This window comes from Maribacter sp. 2-571 (genome assembly GCF_050589625.1).
Lineage (GTDB): Bacteria > Bacteroidota > Bacteroidia > Flavobacteriales > Flavobacteriaceae > Pelagihabitans.
Genome location: NZ_JBNGOP010000011.1, coordinates 1 through 17223, shown reverse-complemented (window position 1 = coordinate 17223; position 17223 = coordinate 1). Strand labels below are relative to the sequence as shown.

The 17223-nt window shown below is 44.6% G+C and carries 16 protein-coding genes; 8 read left to right on the top strand and 8 right to left on the bottom strand.

Going from position 1 to position 17223, the window contains the following annotated elements; translation table 11 throughout:
• Positions 1–61: 61 nt before the first annotated feature.
• The 5 genes from ACRD7P_RS09560 to ACRD7P_RS09540 all read right to left on the bottom strand — a co-directional run bounded on the left by ACRD7P_RS09560 (position 62) and on the right by ACRD7P_RS09540 (position 3326).
• Positions 62–817: a LytR/AlgR family response regulator transcription factor gene (locus ACRD7P_RS09560; protein ID WP_430907331.1), complete on the bottom strand. Its 756-nt coding sequence runs from the start codon at positions 815–817 to the stop codon at positions 62–64.
• Between the two features lie 45 nt (positions 818–862).
• Complete coding sequence (locus ACRD7P_RS09555; RefSeq protein WP_430907330.1) at positions 863–1201, bottom strand: 2TM domain-containing protein; 339 nt, start codon at positions 1199–1201, stop codon at positions 863–865.
• Positions 1188–1532, bottom strand: a complete 345-nt coding sequence (locus ACRD7P_RS09550; RefSeq protein WP_430907329.1) for a 2TM domain-containing protein — start codon at positions 1530–1532, stop codon at positions 1188–1190. Before ACRD7P_RS09550 ends, ACRD7P_RS09555 begins: the two co-directional genes overlap by 14 nt.
• 18 nt (positions 1533–1550) lie before the next feature.
• Entirely contained in the window at positions 1551–1862 is a 312-nt protein-coding gene (locus tag ACRD7P_RS09545) for a 2TM domain-containing protein (protein ID WP_430907328.1), read from the bottom strand.
• Between the two features lie 126 nt (positions 1863–1988).
• Positions 1989–3326, bottom strand: coding sequence for a histidine kinase (locus ACRD7P_RS09540; RefSeq protein WP_430907327.1), 1338 nt, complete (start codon positions 3324–3326; stop codon positions 1989–1991).
• Positions 3327–3713: 387 nt separating this feature from the next.
• Between ACRD7P_RS09540 and ACRD7P_RS09535 the strand changes: the two genes are divergently transcribed.
• The 6 genes from ACRD7P_RS09535 (at position 3714) to ACRD7P_RS09510 (ending at position 11849) form a co-directional block, all read left to right on the top strand.
• Complete coding sequence (locus ACRD7P_RS09535) at positions 3714–5357, top strand: AMP-binding protein (protein WP_430907326.1); 1644 nt, start codon at positions 3714–3716, stop codon at positions 5355–5357.
• A 98-nt stretch (positions 5358–5455) separates the two neighbouring features.
• On the top strand, positions 5456–6802 hold the full coding sequence (locus ACRD7P_RS09530) for a DEAD/DEAH box helicase (RefSeq protein WP_430907325.1): 1347 nt from the start codon (positions 5456–5458) through the stop codon (positions 6800–6802).
• A gap of 242 nt (positions 6803–7044) precedes the next feature.
• Entirely contained in the window at positions 7045–7740 is a 696-nt protein-coding gene (locus ACRD7P_RS09525) for a Type 1 glutamine amidotransferase-like domain-containing protein (RefSeq protein ID WP_430907324.1), read from the top strand.
• Between the two features lie 8 nt (positions 7741–7748).
• Positions 7749–9146 (top strand): short-chain fatty acid transporter, encoded by a 1398-nt coding sequence (locus ACRD7P_RS09520; protein ID WP_430907323.1) that lies wholly within the window; start codon positions 7749–7751, stop codon positions 9144–9146.
• A 1180-nt stretch (positions 9147–10326) separates the two neighbouring features.
• Positions 10327–10458, top strand: a complete 132-nt coding sequence (locus ACRD7P_RS09515) for a hypothetical protein (protein ID WP_430907322.1) — start codon at positions 10327–10329, stop codon at positions 10456–10458.
• Between the two features lie 449 nt (positions 10459–10907).
• Positions 10908–11849 (top strand): LysR substrate-binding domain-containing protein, encoded by a 942-nt coding sequence (locus ACRD7P_RS09510; protein WP_430907321.1) that lies wholly within the window; start codon positions 10908–10910, stop codon positions 11847–11849.
• A gap of 190 nt (positions 11850–12039) precedes the next feature.
• On the opposite strand, the gene ACRD7P_RS09505 is transcribed toward ACRD7P_RS09510, so the two are convergent.
• Entirely contained in the window at positions 12040–12237 is a 198-nt protein-coding gene (locus tag ACRD7P_RS09505) for a hypothetical protein (RefSeq protein ID WP_430907320.1), read from the bottom strand.
• Between the two features lie 91 nt (positions 12238–12328).
• On the opposite strand from ACRD7P_RS09505, the gene ACRD7P_RS09500 reads away from it, so the two are divergent.
• A complete protein-coding gene (locus tag ACRD7P_RS09500; RefSeq protein WP_430907319.1) occupies positions 12329–13666 on the top strand; it encodes a D-alanyl-D-alanine carboxypeptidase/D-alanyl-D-alanine-endopeptidase in 1338 nt (445 codons plus the stop codon).
• Between the two features lie 34 nt (positions 13667–13700).
• On the opposite strand, the gene nudK is transcribed toward ACRD7P_RS09500, so the two are convergent.
• A complete protein-coding gene (gene nudK, locus ACRD7P_RS09495) occupies positions 13701–14282 on the bottom strand; it encodes a GDP-mannose pyrophosphatase NudK (protein WP_430907318.1) in 582 nt (193 codons plus the stop codon).
• A 137-nt stretch (positions 14283–14419) separates the two neighbouring features.
• Between nudK and ACRD7P_RS09490 the strand changes: the two genes are divergently transcribed.
• The gene (locus tag ACRD7P_RS09490) at positions 14420–16144 is read left to right on the top strand and encodes an amidohydrolase (RefSeq protein WP_430907317.1); all 1725 of its coding nucleotides are present in this window, start codon (positions 14420–14422) and stop codon (positions 16142–16144) included.
• Positions 16145–16310: 166 nt separating this feature from the next.
• On the opposite strand, the gene ACRD7P_RS09485 is transcribed toward ACRD7P_RS09490, so the two are convergent.
• Positions 16311–16964, bottom strand: coding sequence for a DUF2461 domain-containing protein (locus ACRD7P_RS09485; protein WP_430907316.1), 654 nt, complete (start codon positions 16962–16964; stop codon positions 16311–16313).
• Positions 16965–17223 lie beyond the last annotated feature (259 nt).

Genomic DNA, 17223 nt, shown 5'->3' with positions numbered 1-17223 from the left:
GCGCTATAAGGAAAATCTATTGCTCATCTCAATACGTTAACATTCAGATTTTTAATATTCATTACTCCAACCATAGCTTAAAGTCTTTTACACGTTCCCTACTCACGATGATTTCTTGGTCGGAAAACCGGTTAAGCTTTATTTGAAGTCTTGAATTGGTATATGAAACGATGTCTTTGATGTGCTCGATGTTGATGTAAAATTTACGACTTACCCGAAAAAACGTTTTGGGCTCCAACTCTGTTTCCAATCCTTCCAAGGTCGTTTCCAAAAGATAGTTCCTGCCATCTGAGGTGGCGGCATAGGTACCTTTGTTCTCGCTATAAAAACACTCGACCTCATCTGCATTAATGATTTTTAAGTGCTGCCCTACCCTAGCCGTAAATCGTTTTTTATACTCTCGCTCCAATGGGTTTACCAGCAGTTTTTTAATGTCATCAAAATCCAGGGCCATTTTTTGGGTTTCCGGTTTAAAGTCCCGATATTTTTTTACGGCCATCTCCAACTCCTCGTCATCGATAGGTTTTAGAAGGTAGTCGATACTGTTCAACTTAAAGGCCTGCAACGCGTACTCGTCATAGGCCGTGGTAAAGATGATGGCACTCCGCACATCTACTTGCTCAAAAATTTCAAAGGAAAGCCCATCGGAAAGCTGAATGTCCAAAAAAATCAGGTCTGGGTGCGCATTATCGCCAAACCAGGCAATCGCTTCTTCTATGGAGTGCAGCATGGCCGATACGGGCACGTTCAATTTCTCCAACAGCCTTCCCAGTCGTCTTGCGGACGGCTTTTCATCTTCTATTATTATTGTTTTCATTTGTTATTTTTTAGGTCGGGATACGTATATAATAGCACGGGCAACCTATATATCGCCCCCCTCTTTCTCCATATATTTCCTTATCTGTCGTTCTTCCCACTTTTTGCCGAATGCGGGAACGCCGATGTACACTTTAAGCGCGTGCAAAAGCAGCACCGCACCCCATACGATCGGAGTGCCAAAAAGGTCCCAATCGACGGGTTTTAGTATGTCCGGATTACCCAAGGCCTCTTTGCTGACCAATATTACCGTAATACGGCTCTGAAACACGAACAACATTAGGTTGACCAGTACATAGAGCAAGACATGCCTGTAAAAACGGCGAAGTTGCTTTACGCGTTTCTTGGCCCGCTCCAATTTGGTCAGTTTTTTAGTCTTTGCCATCGCCTATCCGAAATGTATAGTTAGGGCTTTCCTGCACCCGATCTTCTTTTTCCATAAACTTCCTCATCTGCCTATCTTCCCAATTTTTACCAAAAATCATATAATCGAATGTATTTGCGGCATGAAATGCCAAACCGACCCCCCAAGCGAGCCAAACGAAAAATGTTCCCATGTCCCAAAAGGCATTCGTAAGGGATTCCCCATTCCTCAAATGAGTGAATATTTTGGTTACCGTAATAAACGAATTTACGATAACATAGGCGGTAAAATGGGTATAAAATCGTTTTAGCGCCCTTACTTTTTCCCGCGCTTTAGCTTCTTTAGTCTCCATGCTTTTTCTTTTTAGTCGTTATTGTTGTTTCCATCGATCGGATGAGCGATCGTCCTCCATGAATTCTTTCATTTTACGTTCCTCCCATTGTTTTCCAAAAAACGGATTCCAACCGAAAGCTTTTGCACCTTGAAACAACAGGCCGATACCCCAACCCAGGGCGGGCCAAAGAAACCAGGCATAACCCCACTTGTCGCCCTCGTAATTCAAATAGGCCAAAAATGAAATGACCACGATGTACGACAATACACTGGTGTAGAACTTTTTGATCAAAGCAACACGTTCCTTTGCCCGCATGTATTTAGCATCATCGTTTTCCAAAAAGTTCATACTTCTATGATTTTATTATTTGGTACAAATATCGGAACGCTTTAAACGGTTTTAAAGAAAGGTGTTCCGAACTGTATTTTTTTGGGGACGAACCGTAATATGGATACGATCCTACTTTAAAATTGCTCAGAAGTGTTCGTCCTCCATAAGTTCCCGCAATTTGCGCTCTTCCCATTTTTTCCCCCAGAGCGGATGAATTCGGTACGCTTCCAAACCATGCACGGCCAAACCATAGCCCCATCCCAAAATCGGGAAAATGACCCAAGGAAAACTGGTGGTCTTATAGTTTAAAAAGGCTAAAAACGGGATGACGATACAAAAACTGAACAGGTTCCCATAAAAACTTTTTACCGCCGCTACCCGCTCTTTGGCCTTATGGTATCGCTTGTCCTCGATGTAGTTTTTTTGACCCTCCACCGCGGATACTTGCTTTTTCAACATGGGGATCCGTACCTGAAAGTCCGATGCCGTTTTATCAATGATTACTTTTTGGTCGGTCAACAGTTCGTATCGTTGCCGTATGTTTTGAAGGCCTACGCCACTGCTCTTTTTAACCACTTGTTTTTCCTGAAGATTGTTCGACACCACCAAATAGCCCTCCTCGGCGAACACCTTTAGATGCAACGGTTTTGTTTTCATAACGATGTTATGTTTCACGGCATTTTCCAGCAACAGTTGCAAGGACAATGGTATAATATGCGCCTCCGGTATGTTTTCCATTTCGGGAATATCGAACACGATACTATCTTCAAAACGCATTTTTAATAAGCGAACGTAGGTTTTTGCAAAGCGCAATTCCTCATCTACCGAAACCAGTTCCTTGTTTTTTTGCTCCAGCACGTAACGGTATACCTTACTCAGGGAAGTGGTGAACTTTTGTGCCTGATAGGGATCTTCCTCAATTAAACTGGTAAGCACGTTCAAACTGTTGAACAAGAAATGGGGATCTAGTTGGTTTTTTAGGGCATCGAATTTTGCAGAGGCCGCACCGGCAATGATCTTCTGTTCTTTTACGCGCCGGTCCTGTCGGTTTTTGTAGTACCAAATCACGTAAAAAATAGTGACTACCACAATGGATGTCGTCAGCGAAATCAGATAATCGGCGGCACTGCCACCCTTAAGGACCGTTGCAAAATCCTTTTCGTGAATACCCACATAGATGATGATATGAGCGGTAAAGATTCCCAACATGGAAACCACCACATGCCCGAAAAAAGCAGTGGTCAACGGTTTCGGCCGAAACAACGTTTTCTTGTATTTCCGTGTCACATATTCGAACCAAATGGTATTGGTGACGAAAAGCAGCATGGAGAAAACAAAATTTTCCCAAAAACTGGTCCATAAATAATAGGCCGTTATCCCGTCGTCGAACCTGCCTAAGAAAAAGTTGACCATCAAAAAAACCAAATACAGGGAAAAAGCCACTATAATCCCATTTTTCAAATGCTTTTTGTAATCGATCATGCTAAATTTTCCGTTCTGTTATAAATTCGACGCTATTTGCTATGCAGGGCCATACCCTTTTAACACCAAGGATAAAGGTAGGAAAATCCCCGAACAGCAGCTCAACCAGAAACTACCGCTGCGCCCCGTCATTTTATTGTTCAACCACAAAAATGGGGTTTGATGGATATGCAACGGAAAAAAAACTACCCAATTGTCGTTTTCGGATACTGAACCGTAATCCGGGCGGGCACCATGGGAAAAGAACACCGGATAACACGCCCAAGGAAAGGCCATCGTTTTTAAATCACGGTCCGCAAAGCCCCCAAACAAGAAATGCAGCTTACCGTCAAAGGATAAACCTTCACCTAAAATGAGTATCTTTAATAAAATCAATAACAGCCTTATATGCCCAATTTCAACACTCCATTGGAAGCTTTTTTTTACTGGGAACAGAATGATGCGGACCGTATTTTTCTGCGCCAACCGGTCAACGGAACGTACACCGAACATACGTATGGCGAAGCGGGACTAGAGGCGAGAAAAATAGCATCGGCGATCATTGCGCTCGACCTACCACCAAGAAGCCAGATCGCCCTGCTCTCCAAAAACTGCTCGCATTGGTTTATGGCGGACCTGGCCATTATGATGGCGGGACATGTTTCCGTACCCATATATCCTACGTTGAACGCGGATTCCATTGCGCAAATTCTACAATTGAGCCATGCCAAGGCCATTTTTATCGGGAAGTTGGATGATTTTGAGTCGCAAGAAGCCGGTATATCGGGCATAACCAAAATCGGGGTAGCTGCTTACGGCCATACTACCGCACTTTTATGGGAAGGGCTTTTGGAGCAACATCCGCCCCTAACGACTCCACATCAACAAAAACCAGAGGAACTGACCACCTTGATCTATACCTCAGGGACTACCGGAAAGCCAAAAGGCGTTATGCACAGTGCAGGTAATTTTATGACGAGCGCCGCTGCGCTTGTAGATTTGGTAGCACTTCCCGAACATCCGAAACTGTTTTCCTATTTGCCGTTGTCCCATATTGCGGAACGCGCAGGGGTAGAAATGCGGGGAATGCTTATGGGCGCACAAATATTTTTTGCGGAATCGTTGGATACGTTTGCACGAGACCTAGAGGCGGCCCAACCCCATTCCTTTGGGGCCGTACCCCGGATCATGACCAAATTCCAAGAGAAGATATTGGAGCAACTTCCACAAAAAAAATTGAATGTATTACTTAAAATACCTCTACTTAAAAATCTAATTAAAAATAAGTTACGAAAAAAATTGGGGTTAAGGGATGCCCGTATTATCGTTTCCGGGGCGGCACCAATGGCAAAATCGCTTTTGCATTGGTACGCAAAACTCGGCATTGCCGTAAACCAAATGTACGGGATGACGGAGGATTGTATCGTTTCCCATACCAATGTGCCCGGGGCCAACAAAATCGGCAGTGTGGGCAAACCGCTAAAAGGAGTGCTTACGAAGCTGTCGCCAGAAGGAGAAATATGTATAAAAAACGACTGTTTGCTGCTCGGGTATTTTGAAGCTCCCGAAGCTACCAAGGCCACCTTTACGAGCGATGGTTTTTTAAAGACCGGGGATGTGGGAGAATACGACCACGACGGTTACCTTACCATTACGGGACGATTGAAGGACCAGTTTAAGACCGATAAGGGCAAGTACATTGCGCCCGCTCCCATAGAACTTGCGCTATCGAAAAATACCGACATCGACCAAATATGTATCGTAGGAACCGGAATCCCGCAACCCATTGCCCTGATCACCCCTTCCCTGGCCGGCAAGGAAAAACCTAGGTTGGAGTTGAGCAGTAGCTTGGAAACGACCCGTTCCGAACTGAACCAAACGCTCGAAAAACATGAAAAAATAGAAAAAGTAGTGGTCATGAAAGAAGAGTGGACCGTTGACAATGGCTGTATTACCCCTACTTTAAAAGTAAAACGAAACACTATCGAGCAAATGCACCGTGCCTACTACAAATCGTGGTTCGACCTTTCGGAAACGGTTCTTTTCGAGTAAGCACATTTCCGGTTTTTGAACCGGCACGACACACGACCAATAAAAAGCTACGATATCCGTTCGGTTACCCTACCTTTGCCGATCATTAACAATTGTATATGACGTTTAAAGCGCTCGGCATTGCCGAACCGATACTCAGGGCCATCGATGCCGAGGGATACACCAGCCCCACCCCTATTCAACAACAGGCCATTCCCATACTTCTAAAGGGCAAGGACCTGCTAGGGGTCGCCCAAACGGGAACCGGAAAAACCGCTGCCTTTGGAATACCGATCTTGGACCATTTGTACCGAAACGGCCAAACCAACGAAAACCGGGGAAAAAGGAAAATAAAGGCCTTGATCGTAACCCCTACCCGGGAATTGGCCATACAGATCGGTGAAAGTATTACCACTTATGGCAAACATACCGGTTTAAGAAATACCGTCATTTTTGGGGGTGTAAAACAGGGCAAGCAGGTAAATGCGCTGCGAAACGGTGTCGACATTTTGATCGCCACTCCCGGAAGATTACTGGATCTGATGAACCAAGGATTTATCTCTTTCCAACATTTGGACTATGTGGTACTGGACGAAGCGGACCAGATGCTGGATATGGGCTTTATTCACGACGTACGGAAGATCATCTCCAAACTCCCAAAACAAAGACAGTCCCTTTTCTTTTCGGCAACCATGCCCAAAGCCATTGTGGAACTTTCGGGACAATTACTCGGCGATTTTGAACGGGTGACCATTAAACCGGAACAGGCCACGGCCGAAAAAGTAACCCAGGGCGTTTATTTTGTAAGCAAAAAAAACAAGCCCAAACTACTCATCCATTTGTTACATGAAAAAGCCAACGATTCGGTATTGGTCTTCTCTAGAACAAAACACGGGGCGAACAAGATTGTAAAAAAACTGGCCCAGGCCGATATCCGGTCCGCGGCCATTCATGGAAACAAATCGCAAACGGCCCGCCAAAAGGCCTTAGGGGCTTTTAAGGACGGTAAACTAAAGGTATTGGTCGCCACCGATATTGCTGCAAGGGGCATTGATGTAGAAGAGCTTTCCCTGGTAATCAATTTCGACCTTCCCAATGTGCCCGAAACCTACGTGCACCGTATTGGCCGGACCGGAAGGGCCAGTGCCAGTGGTATAGCACTTTCTTTTTGCGACAAGGAAGAACGCCCTTATCTCCGTGATATCGAAAAATTGATCAAACAACAGGTACCGCGAATGCCCGAGCACCAGTTCGTTGACGAGGGGGAAAACCATGCCGAGGATGAAAACCAGGATCGTTCCCCTGCAAAAAAGGCGCCTGCTTCCCCTAACCAGAACAGAAACCGGAACAGGAACAGGAACCGAAATCGCAATCGGAACAGAAATAGGAACAGGAACAATACCAACGGTGGAAAAAATACCGGAAACAGAAATCGTGGACAAGGTAAAAAGGACAGCAATTCCTAATTAAAGCATTCTCCTAAAAGCACAAACAACTCCAACGCCTACGGCAATATGTTCCCGTGATAGCCTTTTCAAATTTGGTTAGCAGTTTGCGCCGGTTTCTTCCAATTCTGTTGTATGATGATTACCTTTATATGGAAGAGGAAAACACTTTTGTGTCAGTCCATTGTCGGGAACAGTATAGCAATCAAATGTAAGCGGGTTGCTATATTTCATTCCCCGACGGTTCGGTAAAACGGTTCAGTATGAAAAAACAACTCCTTGCGTATGGCAGTGGGAAGCATACCCGCCCTTTGTTGCGCTACCTTGCGGAAATGACCGGAAAGGAACATCCCAATATTTGCTTTGTTCCAACGGCCAGTGGTGATGATGTAGGATATATCGATCGCTTTTACGAAGTATGTAAAACGCTGCCGGTGGTCCCGCATGTGTTAAACGTATGGATCAGTTCGTATTCCCAGCAAGAAACCTATGCGGAAATCATTCAAAAGATGGACGCTATAGTGGTCGGTGGGGGAAACACCCTGAACATGTTGGCCATTTGGAAGGCACAGGGCATCGATGTCCTCTTAAAAGCCGCCTACGACAATGGCGTAGTCATGGGTGGCGGTAGTGCAGGATCCCTATGTTGGTTCAATGGAGGTACAACGGACTCCCGACCAAAAGAGCTCAGCATCGTTCACGGTATGGGATTTATAGACAAAAGCCATTGCCCGCATTACAATTCGGAAGCCTCCCGACGCCCTTTATACCATAACAACATATTGAACGGGCACTTGTCCGATGGTTATGCTTGTGACGATGGAGCGGCAATCCATTTTATTGATGGAGCGGTCCACAAAGCCCTGGCGCTCGATGTTTCGCAACGGGCATATTACGTAAGTGCTACAAACAATACCATAACAGAGGAACTATTACCCGCTACAGTTCTTCCAAATTAAGGATACTAATGGTACGCGAACTTGGGGAGCAGGTGACCAAATGGTTTCAAAAGTACATGCCGGACGCCTTCGTGTTCGCCATTTTATTGACCTTGATCGTTGTCATCGCCGCGCTCTTATGTACGGACACCTCTCCTATGGGTATCATCATAGCATGGTACGATGGTTTTTTTGACCTCTTGGCATTCGGTATGCAGATTGTACTGATCATTATTACCGGTTTTGCCATTGCATTGTCCCCCAGCGTGAACAAGGGTATTGATTTGATGACACGCTTCATCAAAACCCCTTTTCAAACGTACCTGTTTGTGGTCATGATCGGGATGCTGCTATCCCTGGTCAGTTTTGGTTGGCTGGTCATTACCGCCGTGTTGGCCCGGGAACTGGCGCTTCGAATAAAAGGGGTGCACTATCCTTTTCTGATCGCCTGCGTATACATTTCAATGAACAGTTGGGTAATGGGACTGTCGAGCTCCATACCTTTATTATTGAATACCGAGAATAACTTTCTCATCAAGGAAGGTATCCTCTCCGATGTCGTTCCTTCTTCCGCTACCCTGGGCTCCCCATTAAATCTGACCATGATGGGGCTTATGGTTTTCGGTGCTCCCTTGTTAATGGTGCTTTTGGCGCCAAAGAAACCGCAATCGAAAGCATTGGAAGATCTTCGCCCAGCGTCCTCGGAAATGAAGGAACCAAGTATCGAACGGGAAGCGGAAAGCAATGTTTCCGAAAAAAGGAACGTTTCCGACCGACTTAACCACAGCATGCCGTTACAGGCCTTAATCACCATAATGGGCGTCAGTTATATCGTATATCACTTTGCCACAAAAGGATTGGACCTGAATTTCAATATTATGATCTTTATCTTCCTGATACTTGGAATGGCATTGCATAAAACCCCGATCGGTTTTGTTATCGCCATGAAACGGGCCAGTAGTAATGTTTCGGGCGTGCTTTTTCAATATCCCTTTTATGCCGGTATCATGGGAATTATGGGATATACCGGTTTGGGCAACCAACTGGCCGAAGGCCTAGCAACTGTGGCTACTGTAGATACCTTTCCTTTCTTCGCTTATTTGACCGGTGGTGTGGTCAATTTCGCCATTCCCTCGGCGGGTGGGGAATTTGCCGTTGTGGGGCCGGGCATGCTAGCCGCTGTACAAGAACTGGGGCATGGGCTGCCCGAGCAGCAGATTACGGCAATGGTATCGAGAGCTTCATTATCCATAGCCTATGGCGAAAGCCTGAGCAATATGCTTCAACCGTTCTATCTTTTATTGGTACTACCGATAATGGCAAAAGGTGTTCGATTACAGGCACGTGATGTTATGGGCCATTTGTTGATCCCGTTTTTACTCTTCTTCATCATTCAGGTAATCGTGGTAACGGTCGTACCATTGTAAAAGTAAGAATCCGGGCAATCATGCCCCCCACTTTAAACATATGATAAGCGATTTGGCATCGTTAGGAACGTTGAAACCTTGGTTTTAGAATCGTTCTTATAGTAGTAATTACAGTATTGCTTTAAGCAGATTTAAAAGAGAAATTTGTTTTTTCACGCTCTTCGGAGTTTCCTAAAAAAAAACATAAAATTCTAATAATCAATAATTTATATATTTTTAAATGTTAATAAAATATTAAAATAGTACCTTTTTATACATAGTACTGTAACAAAACAATTCTTGCGTCGTCTTTTAGTACAAGTCAATCATACAACAACGAACGATCTTTATAAAAAACCACAATATGAACACGATCAATAGCAATACGGCCATTACAAATAAAGCGTTAGCGCACTTTACCGTTCCCGGCAACAACCGGTCTTTCGCTTGGGCCAAGTATAAAAATCCCGAGTATTAAAATTGTTTGGACGGTCGCATTTACAATTCAGTCATCAAAAATTACAACTGGGTGATCCGAATTTCAACCGCCGATACAAAGCAACTAGTTTTACATCATCAATTAAAAACAACATTAAAAAACATATTATGAAAGCAGCAAGCAACAAAACAGCAACAGAATCGAAAACCGGACAGTACTTCTCCATCTTGGGAAACAGCAAAAGAGCACAATGGGCACAGTACCGAAAGTTCAACCGCTAAACAGCATCCACTAAAAACAACAAAAAACAACGATCATGAAAGCAGCAAGCAACAAAACCGCAACAGAATCGAAAACCGGACAGTACTTCTCCATCTTGGGAAACAGTAAAAGAGCGCAATGGGCACAGTACCGAAAGTTCAACCGTTAAACAACATCCACTAAAAACAACAAAAAACAACGATCATGAAAGCAGCAAGCAACAAAACCGCAACAGAATCGAAAACAGGACAGTACTTTTCCATATTGGGAAACAGCAAAAGAGCACAATGGGCACAGTACCGAAAGTTCAACCGCTAAAAAACATTCACTAGAAACATCAAAAAACAACGATCATGAAAGCAGCAAGCAACAAAACCGCAACAGAATCGAAAACCGGACAGTACTTTTCCATATTGGGAAACAGCAAAAGAGCGCAATGGGCACAGTACCGAAAGTTCAACCGCTAACGGTATTTACGAAAAACATCAAAAAACAACAATCATGAAAGCACTCATCAATCTTTCCCATACCGGACGCTTCGAAAGAACGTTCGAATCTAAAAGGTTCAGGTCAATTAAGAAATTGATCGACGGCAAACGCTTTCGAAATCCTGAACGCTCCTTACGCCTATAACAAACCGTAGGATTTCTTTAAAGTTAAAAGATGCCCCTCATCAAGGCATCTTTTTTAATGTCCGTTCGGGTCGTTTCACTACAACAGAAAACGACGCTCAAAGTACCCTCTCCTTTACTACCGAGCATTAAGAAATTCAATACGATTGATCTTACCCCGAACCATTAACCCTGTCGAGAACGTAGAGATCATGCCATTCGTAGCGATGTCGTACCGTTGCACCTTAGTGCCGACCGCGCTTTGACAACACTGATGAAAGCGGCCCTACCCCAACCGTCAAAACAAATATCATGTGAAACCTATAAGGGCGCACTTTCAAACGCAACTATAACGTTCAAATTCGAACACAACATAACTTGGCATTACCGAGCGCCGGTCGTTAAAAAAGAAACAATACTATAAGTTAAATCGATGCTTTTTTATATTTTTATCTTGTAAACCTATAGTAAATGACCATAACGCAATTGCAATACGTGCTCGCGGTAGCGGAACACCAAAACTTCACCCTTGCCGCGCAAAAAAGTTTTGTTACCCAACCTACTTTGAGCATGCAGGTACAAAAGCTGGAAGATGAACTGGACGTTCGTATTTTTGACCGGGGCAAAAAACCGATCGGCATTACGCAAGTAGGTGAAAAAATTATCGCACAGGCCAAGAATATCGTCAACGAAGCGGAGCGCATTAAAGATATCGTAGATCAGGACAAAGGTTTTATCGGCGGCGATTTTACCTTGGGTATCATTCCTACCATTATGCCAACGCTACTGCCCATGTTCTTGAAAACCTTTATTAAAAGGTATCCTAAGGTAAACCTGATCATAAAGGAGCAAGGTACCGAAACCATGATACAGAACATACAGGAGGGCCATTTGGATGCCGCCATTGCGGCAACCCCTTTGGAAACGGCTTTTATTAAGGAGCGCCCCCTGTATTACGAGCCTTTTGTAGGTTATGTACCGCCGAGCCACCGTTTGAACGACCGAAAAAAAATAGATCCCGCCGATTTGGAAATCAACGATATTCTATTGTTACAGGACGGGCATTGCTTTAGGGACGGCGTCATCAATCTCTGTAAGGTTCCTAAAAACATTAAGGACGACCATTTTCAGTTGCAAAGCGGCAGTTTCGAAACCTTGGTGAACCTATCGGACGAGGGAATGGGCATGACGCTCCTTCCCTTTTTGAACACTTTAGGGCTCGACGGCGACAAAAACAAGAACCTGCGACATTTTAACGACCCCAGTCCCGCTAGGGAGGTCAGCCTGATCTATCATAAAAATGAACTGAAAATACAAATTATCGAGGCCATGCACGAGGTGATTTCGGGAGTGGTCAGAGGGGCCATTGCCTTTCAGGACGTGAAGATTATCAGCCCCTTGAACCGTTCTTAGTGTCATGGTCAACTATCCCTGACGCCCCTGTTCGATGTTTGTAAACGTGCTACCGACTTTTTGATTATTGGTGGTAGCGACCGAAACGAGCCGGTTACGGGACGACTATAATCCTTTTTGAGGAATTTCCCTGAAAGGTAGTGTTACCAACATGGCCAAAAAAAAGCCCCAACGGATGTCGGGGCTTTTCTTATGCTTTTAAAAAAATTAAACTTTCGTGTAGTTCCGGCTTGTCGGTTAAAAATTGACGCAACCAGTGTTTTAGTTCTTCGACTTCGTTAGGAAGTAATCTTTGAATCGCTTTTTCTACCTCCTTACAAAACAATTTCGTGTCAAAACTAACTTTTTGGAGAACTGTTTTAGTGTACTCCAGCATAGCTCTAGGCATATATCAAAATGTTTAAGTGAGTTGTTACACCCAAGTTAACAAAAAAACCAGCTTTTTATTGCGGCCACCTAGTTAAAAAATAACTAATTTAGTGTTAAACGCCCTAGATATCGATATTCAAGCCCTTTCTTATTTTATGAAATTCTTAAAAAAACCGCCGTTCGTAATACTATTTTTGTTGATGACGGTATCGGGCTGTGGTTCAACAAAATCGCGCAAAGTGCACCGGAAGATACACCCTTTGCTGATGTCGGAACAGTACCAAAATCAGTTTACGGGGCTTTTTGTAATCGATGCCGATACCCGCGATACCCTGTATAATTTTAACGGTGACCGCTACTTCACCCCGGCAAGCAATACCAAAATAGCGACCCTTTATTCCAGCTTGAGGCTTTTGCCAGATCAGATGCCGGCAATGCGTTACAGCGCCAAATCGGACACCCTTTTTATTCAAGGTACGGGAGACCCTACATTGTTACACCCTTACTTTATGGACAGTACGGCACTACGGTTTCTTCAAAGCGCGGAACAGCCATACGTTTCATTATCCCTTGACAATTTTTATGACGATCGTTTCGGTCCCGGTTGGGCCTGGGACGATTACGATTATTACTACCATCCCGAAAAAAGTGGCTTTCCGCTCTACGGAAATGTCCTTACCCTGTATCAACGGGATTCCCTTTTCGCCATTCCTCCCTATTTTCAGGATTCGGTAGTACCATCCAAAAGAAACCGCTACCGTGAAGAACATCGAAATACCTTTTATGCTTACGGTACCCATGGAGATACCCTTGTTGTTCCCTTTAGGGCGGATAACAGTAGTATTCGAAGTTTATTGGAGCAAGCAACGGAAAAACCTGTTTTTATGGGCACCGCTCCTCCTGAACGAGCGTATACCATACTGTATGGTACCCCTTCCGATTCGGTATACCGTAGGATGATGCTAAAAAGCGATAATTTTTTAGCGGAACAATTGCTGATTATGGCATCCACTACCCTATCCGATAGTTTAAGCGGTAGCATCGCCCGAAAGCACATCCTCGCGAACGGCCTTTCCGATCTGGAACAAATGCCCCGATGGGTAGATGGTTCCGGACTTTCCCGTTACAACCTTTTTAGTCCAAAGTCATTGGTCCATATTTTATATAAATTGCACAAGGAGGTTCCCCAAAACAGATTGTTTCAATTTTTTCCGGCAGGAGGAAGTTCCGAGGGGACTTTAAAAAATCAGTTTAAAGATACCGACACGCCCTACATTTATGCGAAATCCGGAAGCTTGGGGAATAACTACTGTCTTAGCGGTTATTTGCTGACCGCTTCAAAAAAAACCCTGATCTTTAGTTTTATGAACAATCATTTTCGGCGTCCGGTAAAAGAGACCAAAGCGCAAATGGAAATTGTTTTGTCTGCATTAAGGGATACCTATTGACGCATCCCATCGTCATATTTGTTCGGAAACGGCCCTAAAACAACTTATGCAACGCGGCATACTGAAGCAACATGATGGTCTTTGCATCTTGGATCGCTCCCGTCTCCACCATTTTTAGGGCATCGGTAAAAGACAGCTCCAACACCTCTATGTTTTCTGTTTCATCATCGGCTCCGCCCCCTTCGCTTACCTTCATGGTATCTTCATAGGTGCCCACGAACAAAAAAACGATTTCGGTTACCGAGCCTGGTGACATGTAGGCCTCATATACCCTTTTTACACTATGAATACGATACCCGGTTTCCTCTTCAACTTCCTTGCGTATACAATCTTCAGGATGATCTCCATCCAAAAGCCCCGCGCATACCTCTATGAGCATACCGCTTTCATTTCCGTTTACATAGGTCGGCATTCGAAATTGTCTGGTCAGTACAACGGTTTCCTTTTCCTTATTGTATAATAAGATCGCTGCCCCATTTCCCCGGTCATACGCCTCCCGTTCTTGCGTTTCCCATGTGCCATCGTCTTTTTGATACTCAAAACGGTATTTATGCAACAAATACCAATTGTCGGACAACAATTCTTTTTCAATATTTCTAACCCGTTTGTTTGCCATAGTGCTAATATACGGTCTCTTTGTACACCTACGGCGCAATGGAATCGATCTCCTGAACAAATATGGGCTTTGGGTTTGATTCTGTCTTTCATTAATCGTAATTTTCCCGGCAACGAACGTTTTAAAATCATCACCCTATGCAACTGCGCCCTACTCTTTTTTATTTGCTTTCAACAGTCTTGCTCTTTTTAAGTTCATGCTCTGCCCCACAAAAGGAATCGGCTACGGTATTGATTTTTGGAGGGCCCATTTATACCGTTGATACTACGCAGACTACCGTGGCCGCGGTAGCGACCAAAGACAGTATTGTTCTTTTCGCGGGAAGTTTGGAAGAAGCGGAAAAATACACCACGGAAGAAACGGTGCGGATAGACCTAAAAGGAAGAACCATGACCCCCGGCCTCATAGAAGGCCACGGTCATTTTATGGGTTTGGGATACAATGAGCTCAATTTGGATCTATTGCAGACCACCAGCTATCAAGAAATTATCGATGCGGTCGCCGCAGCGGTGGAAAAGGTGGCGCCCGGCGAGTGGATAACCGGCCGGGGATGGCACCAAAGCAAGTGGTCGGAAATGCCCGAAGATACCGTTCATGGCTTTCAGACGCACGATCTTCTGAGCGCGGTATCGCCCGATAATCCCGTTTATCTGCGGCACGCCAGCGGCCACGCCGGTTTTGCCAACGCGAAGGCCATGGAAATTGCAGGGGTCGGCCTGTTACCAAAGGACGGAGTGGACAAATTGGCCATAGAAGGTGGAGAGGTCATGCGCGATGGGCTTGGAAGGCCCACCGGTATTTTTAACGAGCGGGCCATGACCCTCATTACAAAACACATTCCCGAGAGCACTCCGGAAAAAGATACAAAAGCCTTTAACTTGGCCGTTGCCGCTTGCCATAAAAACGGTATCACAAGTTTTCACGACGCAGGAATCGGTAGGGAGACCATAGCCCTGTACCGGAAACAAAAAAAAGCGGGCGCTATGAACGTTAGGCTATACGCCATGCTCACCGGTTGGGAAAAGGACCTTTTGGAAGAATGGTACGGCAAAGGCCCGGAAATAGACCCGGACAACCGGCTTACCATTCGATCCATAAAACTCAACTGCGATGGCGCTTTGGGATCGAGAGGTGCTTGGTTATTGGAATCTTATAGTGACCGACCGGGACATTTTGGACATGAGACGCTTCCGATGGAGTTCGTGAGGTCCACCGCCATAAAAGGGCTGCAAAATGGATTTCAGGTTTGCGCACATGCCATCGGAGATCGGGCCAATCGGGAAATATTGGATCGTTATGAAGTTGCGCTCAAAGAAATATCCCTTGCGAATGCGGACCATCGTTTTCGTATTGAACATGCCCAACACCTCCATCCTGACGATATTCCTCGTTTTGCGGCCTTGAACGTTATCCCGGCGATGCAAGCGGTACATATGTCGTCCGATAGGCCTTGGGCAATTGATCGGTTAGGGGAAAAACGGATCAAAGAGGGCGCCTATATGTGGCAGACCCTTTTGAAAAGCGGTGTTCCTATCGTAAATGGGACCGATGTACCGGTGGAACCAATAAACCCTATTGCCAGTTTTTATGCCAGTGTTAGCCGTAAAACCTTAAAGGGAACACCGGAAAATGGTTATGAACCCGACCAAAAAATGACCAGGGAGCAAGCCTTACGCTCGTATACGCTAGACGCCGCGTACGGTGCTTTTGAGGAGAACATCAAAGGGTCCATCACCAAAGGAAAATTGGCCGACTTTACCATTTTTGATCAAGATTTGATGACAGTTGCCGAAAACGAATTGCTGGACACCAAGGTGGTCATGACCATTTTTAACGGAAAAGTTGTTTTCGAAAAAAAGTAAGCACGACTATAGGCACGCTCCCTACTCCTAAACAATTGTTGGTGCGAAAATTTTAGGTGTTGGCCGGGCGACACAATATTTGTGAGGGCAATACCATTTTAACTTTGAAATAGCGTTAACAAATAGTTTCCCTTTAAGGTATATCAAAAGGAAATTTAGGACCTTATTACACGGTGACCGCCCTGTTCAAATACCGTCGGAAAGGAAGCATTTCTTTGTAGACAGCAATGACCTTTGTCTCAAAATCATCTTGAAATACCCATTCTATCGGAAATTCCTTGGCCACGGCAAAGGTTTTGTTACGAAGTAAATCGATGTGCGGATGGTCATTTGCAAATCCCTTTGGGGCATTGGTCAGTTTGGTATCCTCATATAACCCGCCGAAGGTTTTTTTAAAGGAAGGCTTTTTCAGAATTTTTTTAAGCTGCTCTCCGTCATAATCGATGGCGTCGCGTATGCTACGCAATTTTTTTGGTTCGGGCCGCCACAGCCCTCCTGCGAACATGCCCCTTGTGATACCGATTTCAATATAAAAATCCCCTGTACCGGGACGTTTATCGAGTCCCGCTCCAAAATGATCCTTATAAATAGGCTTATTCGGATGGAACATTAGGTTGTTGTTGATCCTATTGATTCCTTTTCGACCAGGGGTGTCGTAGTACCCATCGTCCACGGTCGCCAATTGAGCATTCAAGCTATCGAGCCAATGGATGAAGGCATCCCGTACACTGTGGTACTCCTTTCTGTTGGCGTCCATCCATTCCTTGTTATTATTGCGCTGTAAGTCCTTTAAGAACTGTGTTAATCGAACAAAATCCATGCTGATGTATGTGAATTGTTTGTTTTACAATATAGCGTAAAACAGCTTAAATTAAAGTGTAGTCCAATGAATGACAATGGCAGGCCCGTTGGGCACTTTATCAGTATTTAGTAGTTAGTATTAAGTACTTGGTATTCAGTACTCAGTACTCACTACTCGGTACTAACTACTCACTACTAACTACTCAATAGTGTCCGGTTGTAACTAAAAGATTTTCAATTGGTTGCAATTGTCGTTCTTTGAAATTTGAAATTCGTTC

Excerpts from the sequence above, each read along its gene's own strand:
- ACRD7P_RS09545 (WP_430907328.1), bottom strand. The coding sequence starts at position 1,862 with ATGAACTTTTTGGAAAACGATGATGCTAAATACATGCGGGCAAAGGAA.
- ACRD7P_RS09515 (WP_430907322.1), top strand. The coding sequence starts at position 10,327 with ATGAAAGCACTCATCAATCTTTCCCATACCGGACGCTTCGAAAGAACG.
- ACRD7P_RS09485 (WP_430907316.1), bottom strand. The coding sequence starts at position 16,964 with ATGGATTTTGTTCGATTAACACAGTTCTTAAAGGACTTACAGCGCAAT.
- ACRD7P_RS09520 (WP_430907323.1), top strand. The coding sequence starts at position 7,749 with ATGGTACGCGAACTTGGGGAGCAGGTGACCAAATGGTTTCAAAAGTAC.
- ACRD7P_RS09490 (WP_430907317.1), top strand. The coding sequence starts at position 14,420 with ATGCAACTGCGCCCTACTCTTTTTTATTTGCTTTCAACAGTCTTGCTC.
- ACRD7P_RS09525 (WP_430907324.1), top strand. The coding sequence starts at position 7,045 with ATGAAAAAACAACTCCTTGCGTATGGCAGTGGGAAGCATACCCGCCCT.
- ACRD7P_RS09530 (WP_430907325.1), top strand. The coding sequence starts at position 5,456 with ATGACGTTTAAAGCGCTCGGCATTGCCGAACCGATACTCAGGGCCATC.
- ACRD7P_RS09550 (WP_430907329.1), bottom strand. The coding sequence starts at position 1,532 with ATGGAGACTAAAGAAGCTAAAGCGCGGGAAAAAGTAAGGGCGCTAAAA.
- ACRD7P_RS09505 (WP_430907320.1), bottom strand. The coding sequence starts at position 12,237 with ATGCCTAGAGCTATGCTGGAGTACACTAAAACAGTTCTCCAAAAAGTT.
- ACRD7P_RS09535 (WP_430907326.1), top strand. The coding sequence starts at position 3,714 with ATGCCCAATTTCAACACTCCATTGGAAGCTTTTTTTTACTGGGAACAG.
- ACRD7P_RS09560 (WP_430907331.1), bottom strand. The coding sequence starts at position 817 with ATGAAAACAATAATAATAGAAGATGAAAAGCCGTCCGCAAGACGACTG.
- ACRD7P_RS09510 (WP_430907321.1), top strand. The coding sequence starts at position 10,908 with ATGACCATAACGCAATTGCAATACGTGCTCGCGGTAGCGGAACACCAA.
- nudK (WP_430907318.1), bottom strand. The coding sequence starts at position 14,282 with ATGGCAAACAAACGGGTTAGAAATATTGAAAAAGAATTGTTGTCCGAC.
- ACRD7P_RS09555 (WP_430907330.1), bottom strand. The coding sequence starts at position 1,201 with ATGGCAAAGACTAAAAAACTGACCAAATTGGAGCGGGCCAAGAAACGC.
- ACRD7P_RS09540 (WP_430907327.1), bottom strand. The coding sequence starts at position 3,326 with ATGATCGATTACAAAAAGCATTTGAAAAATGGGATTATAGTGGCTTTT.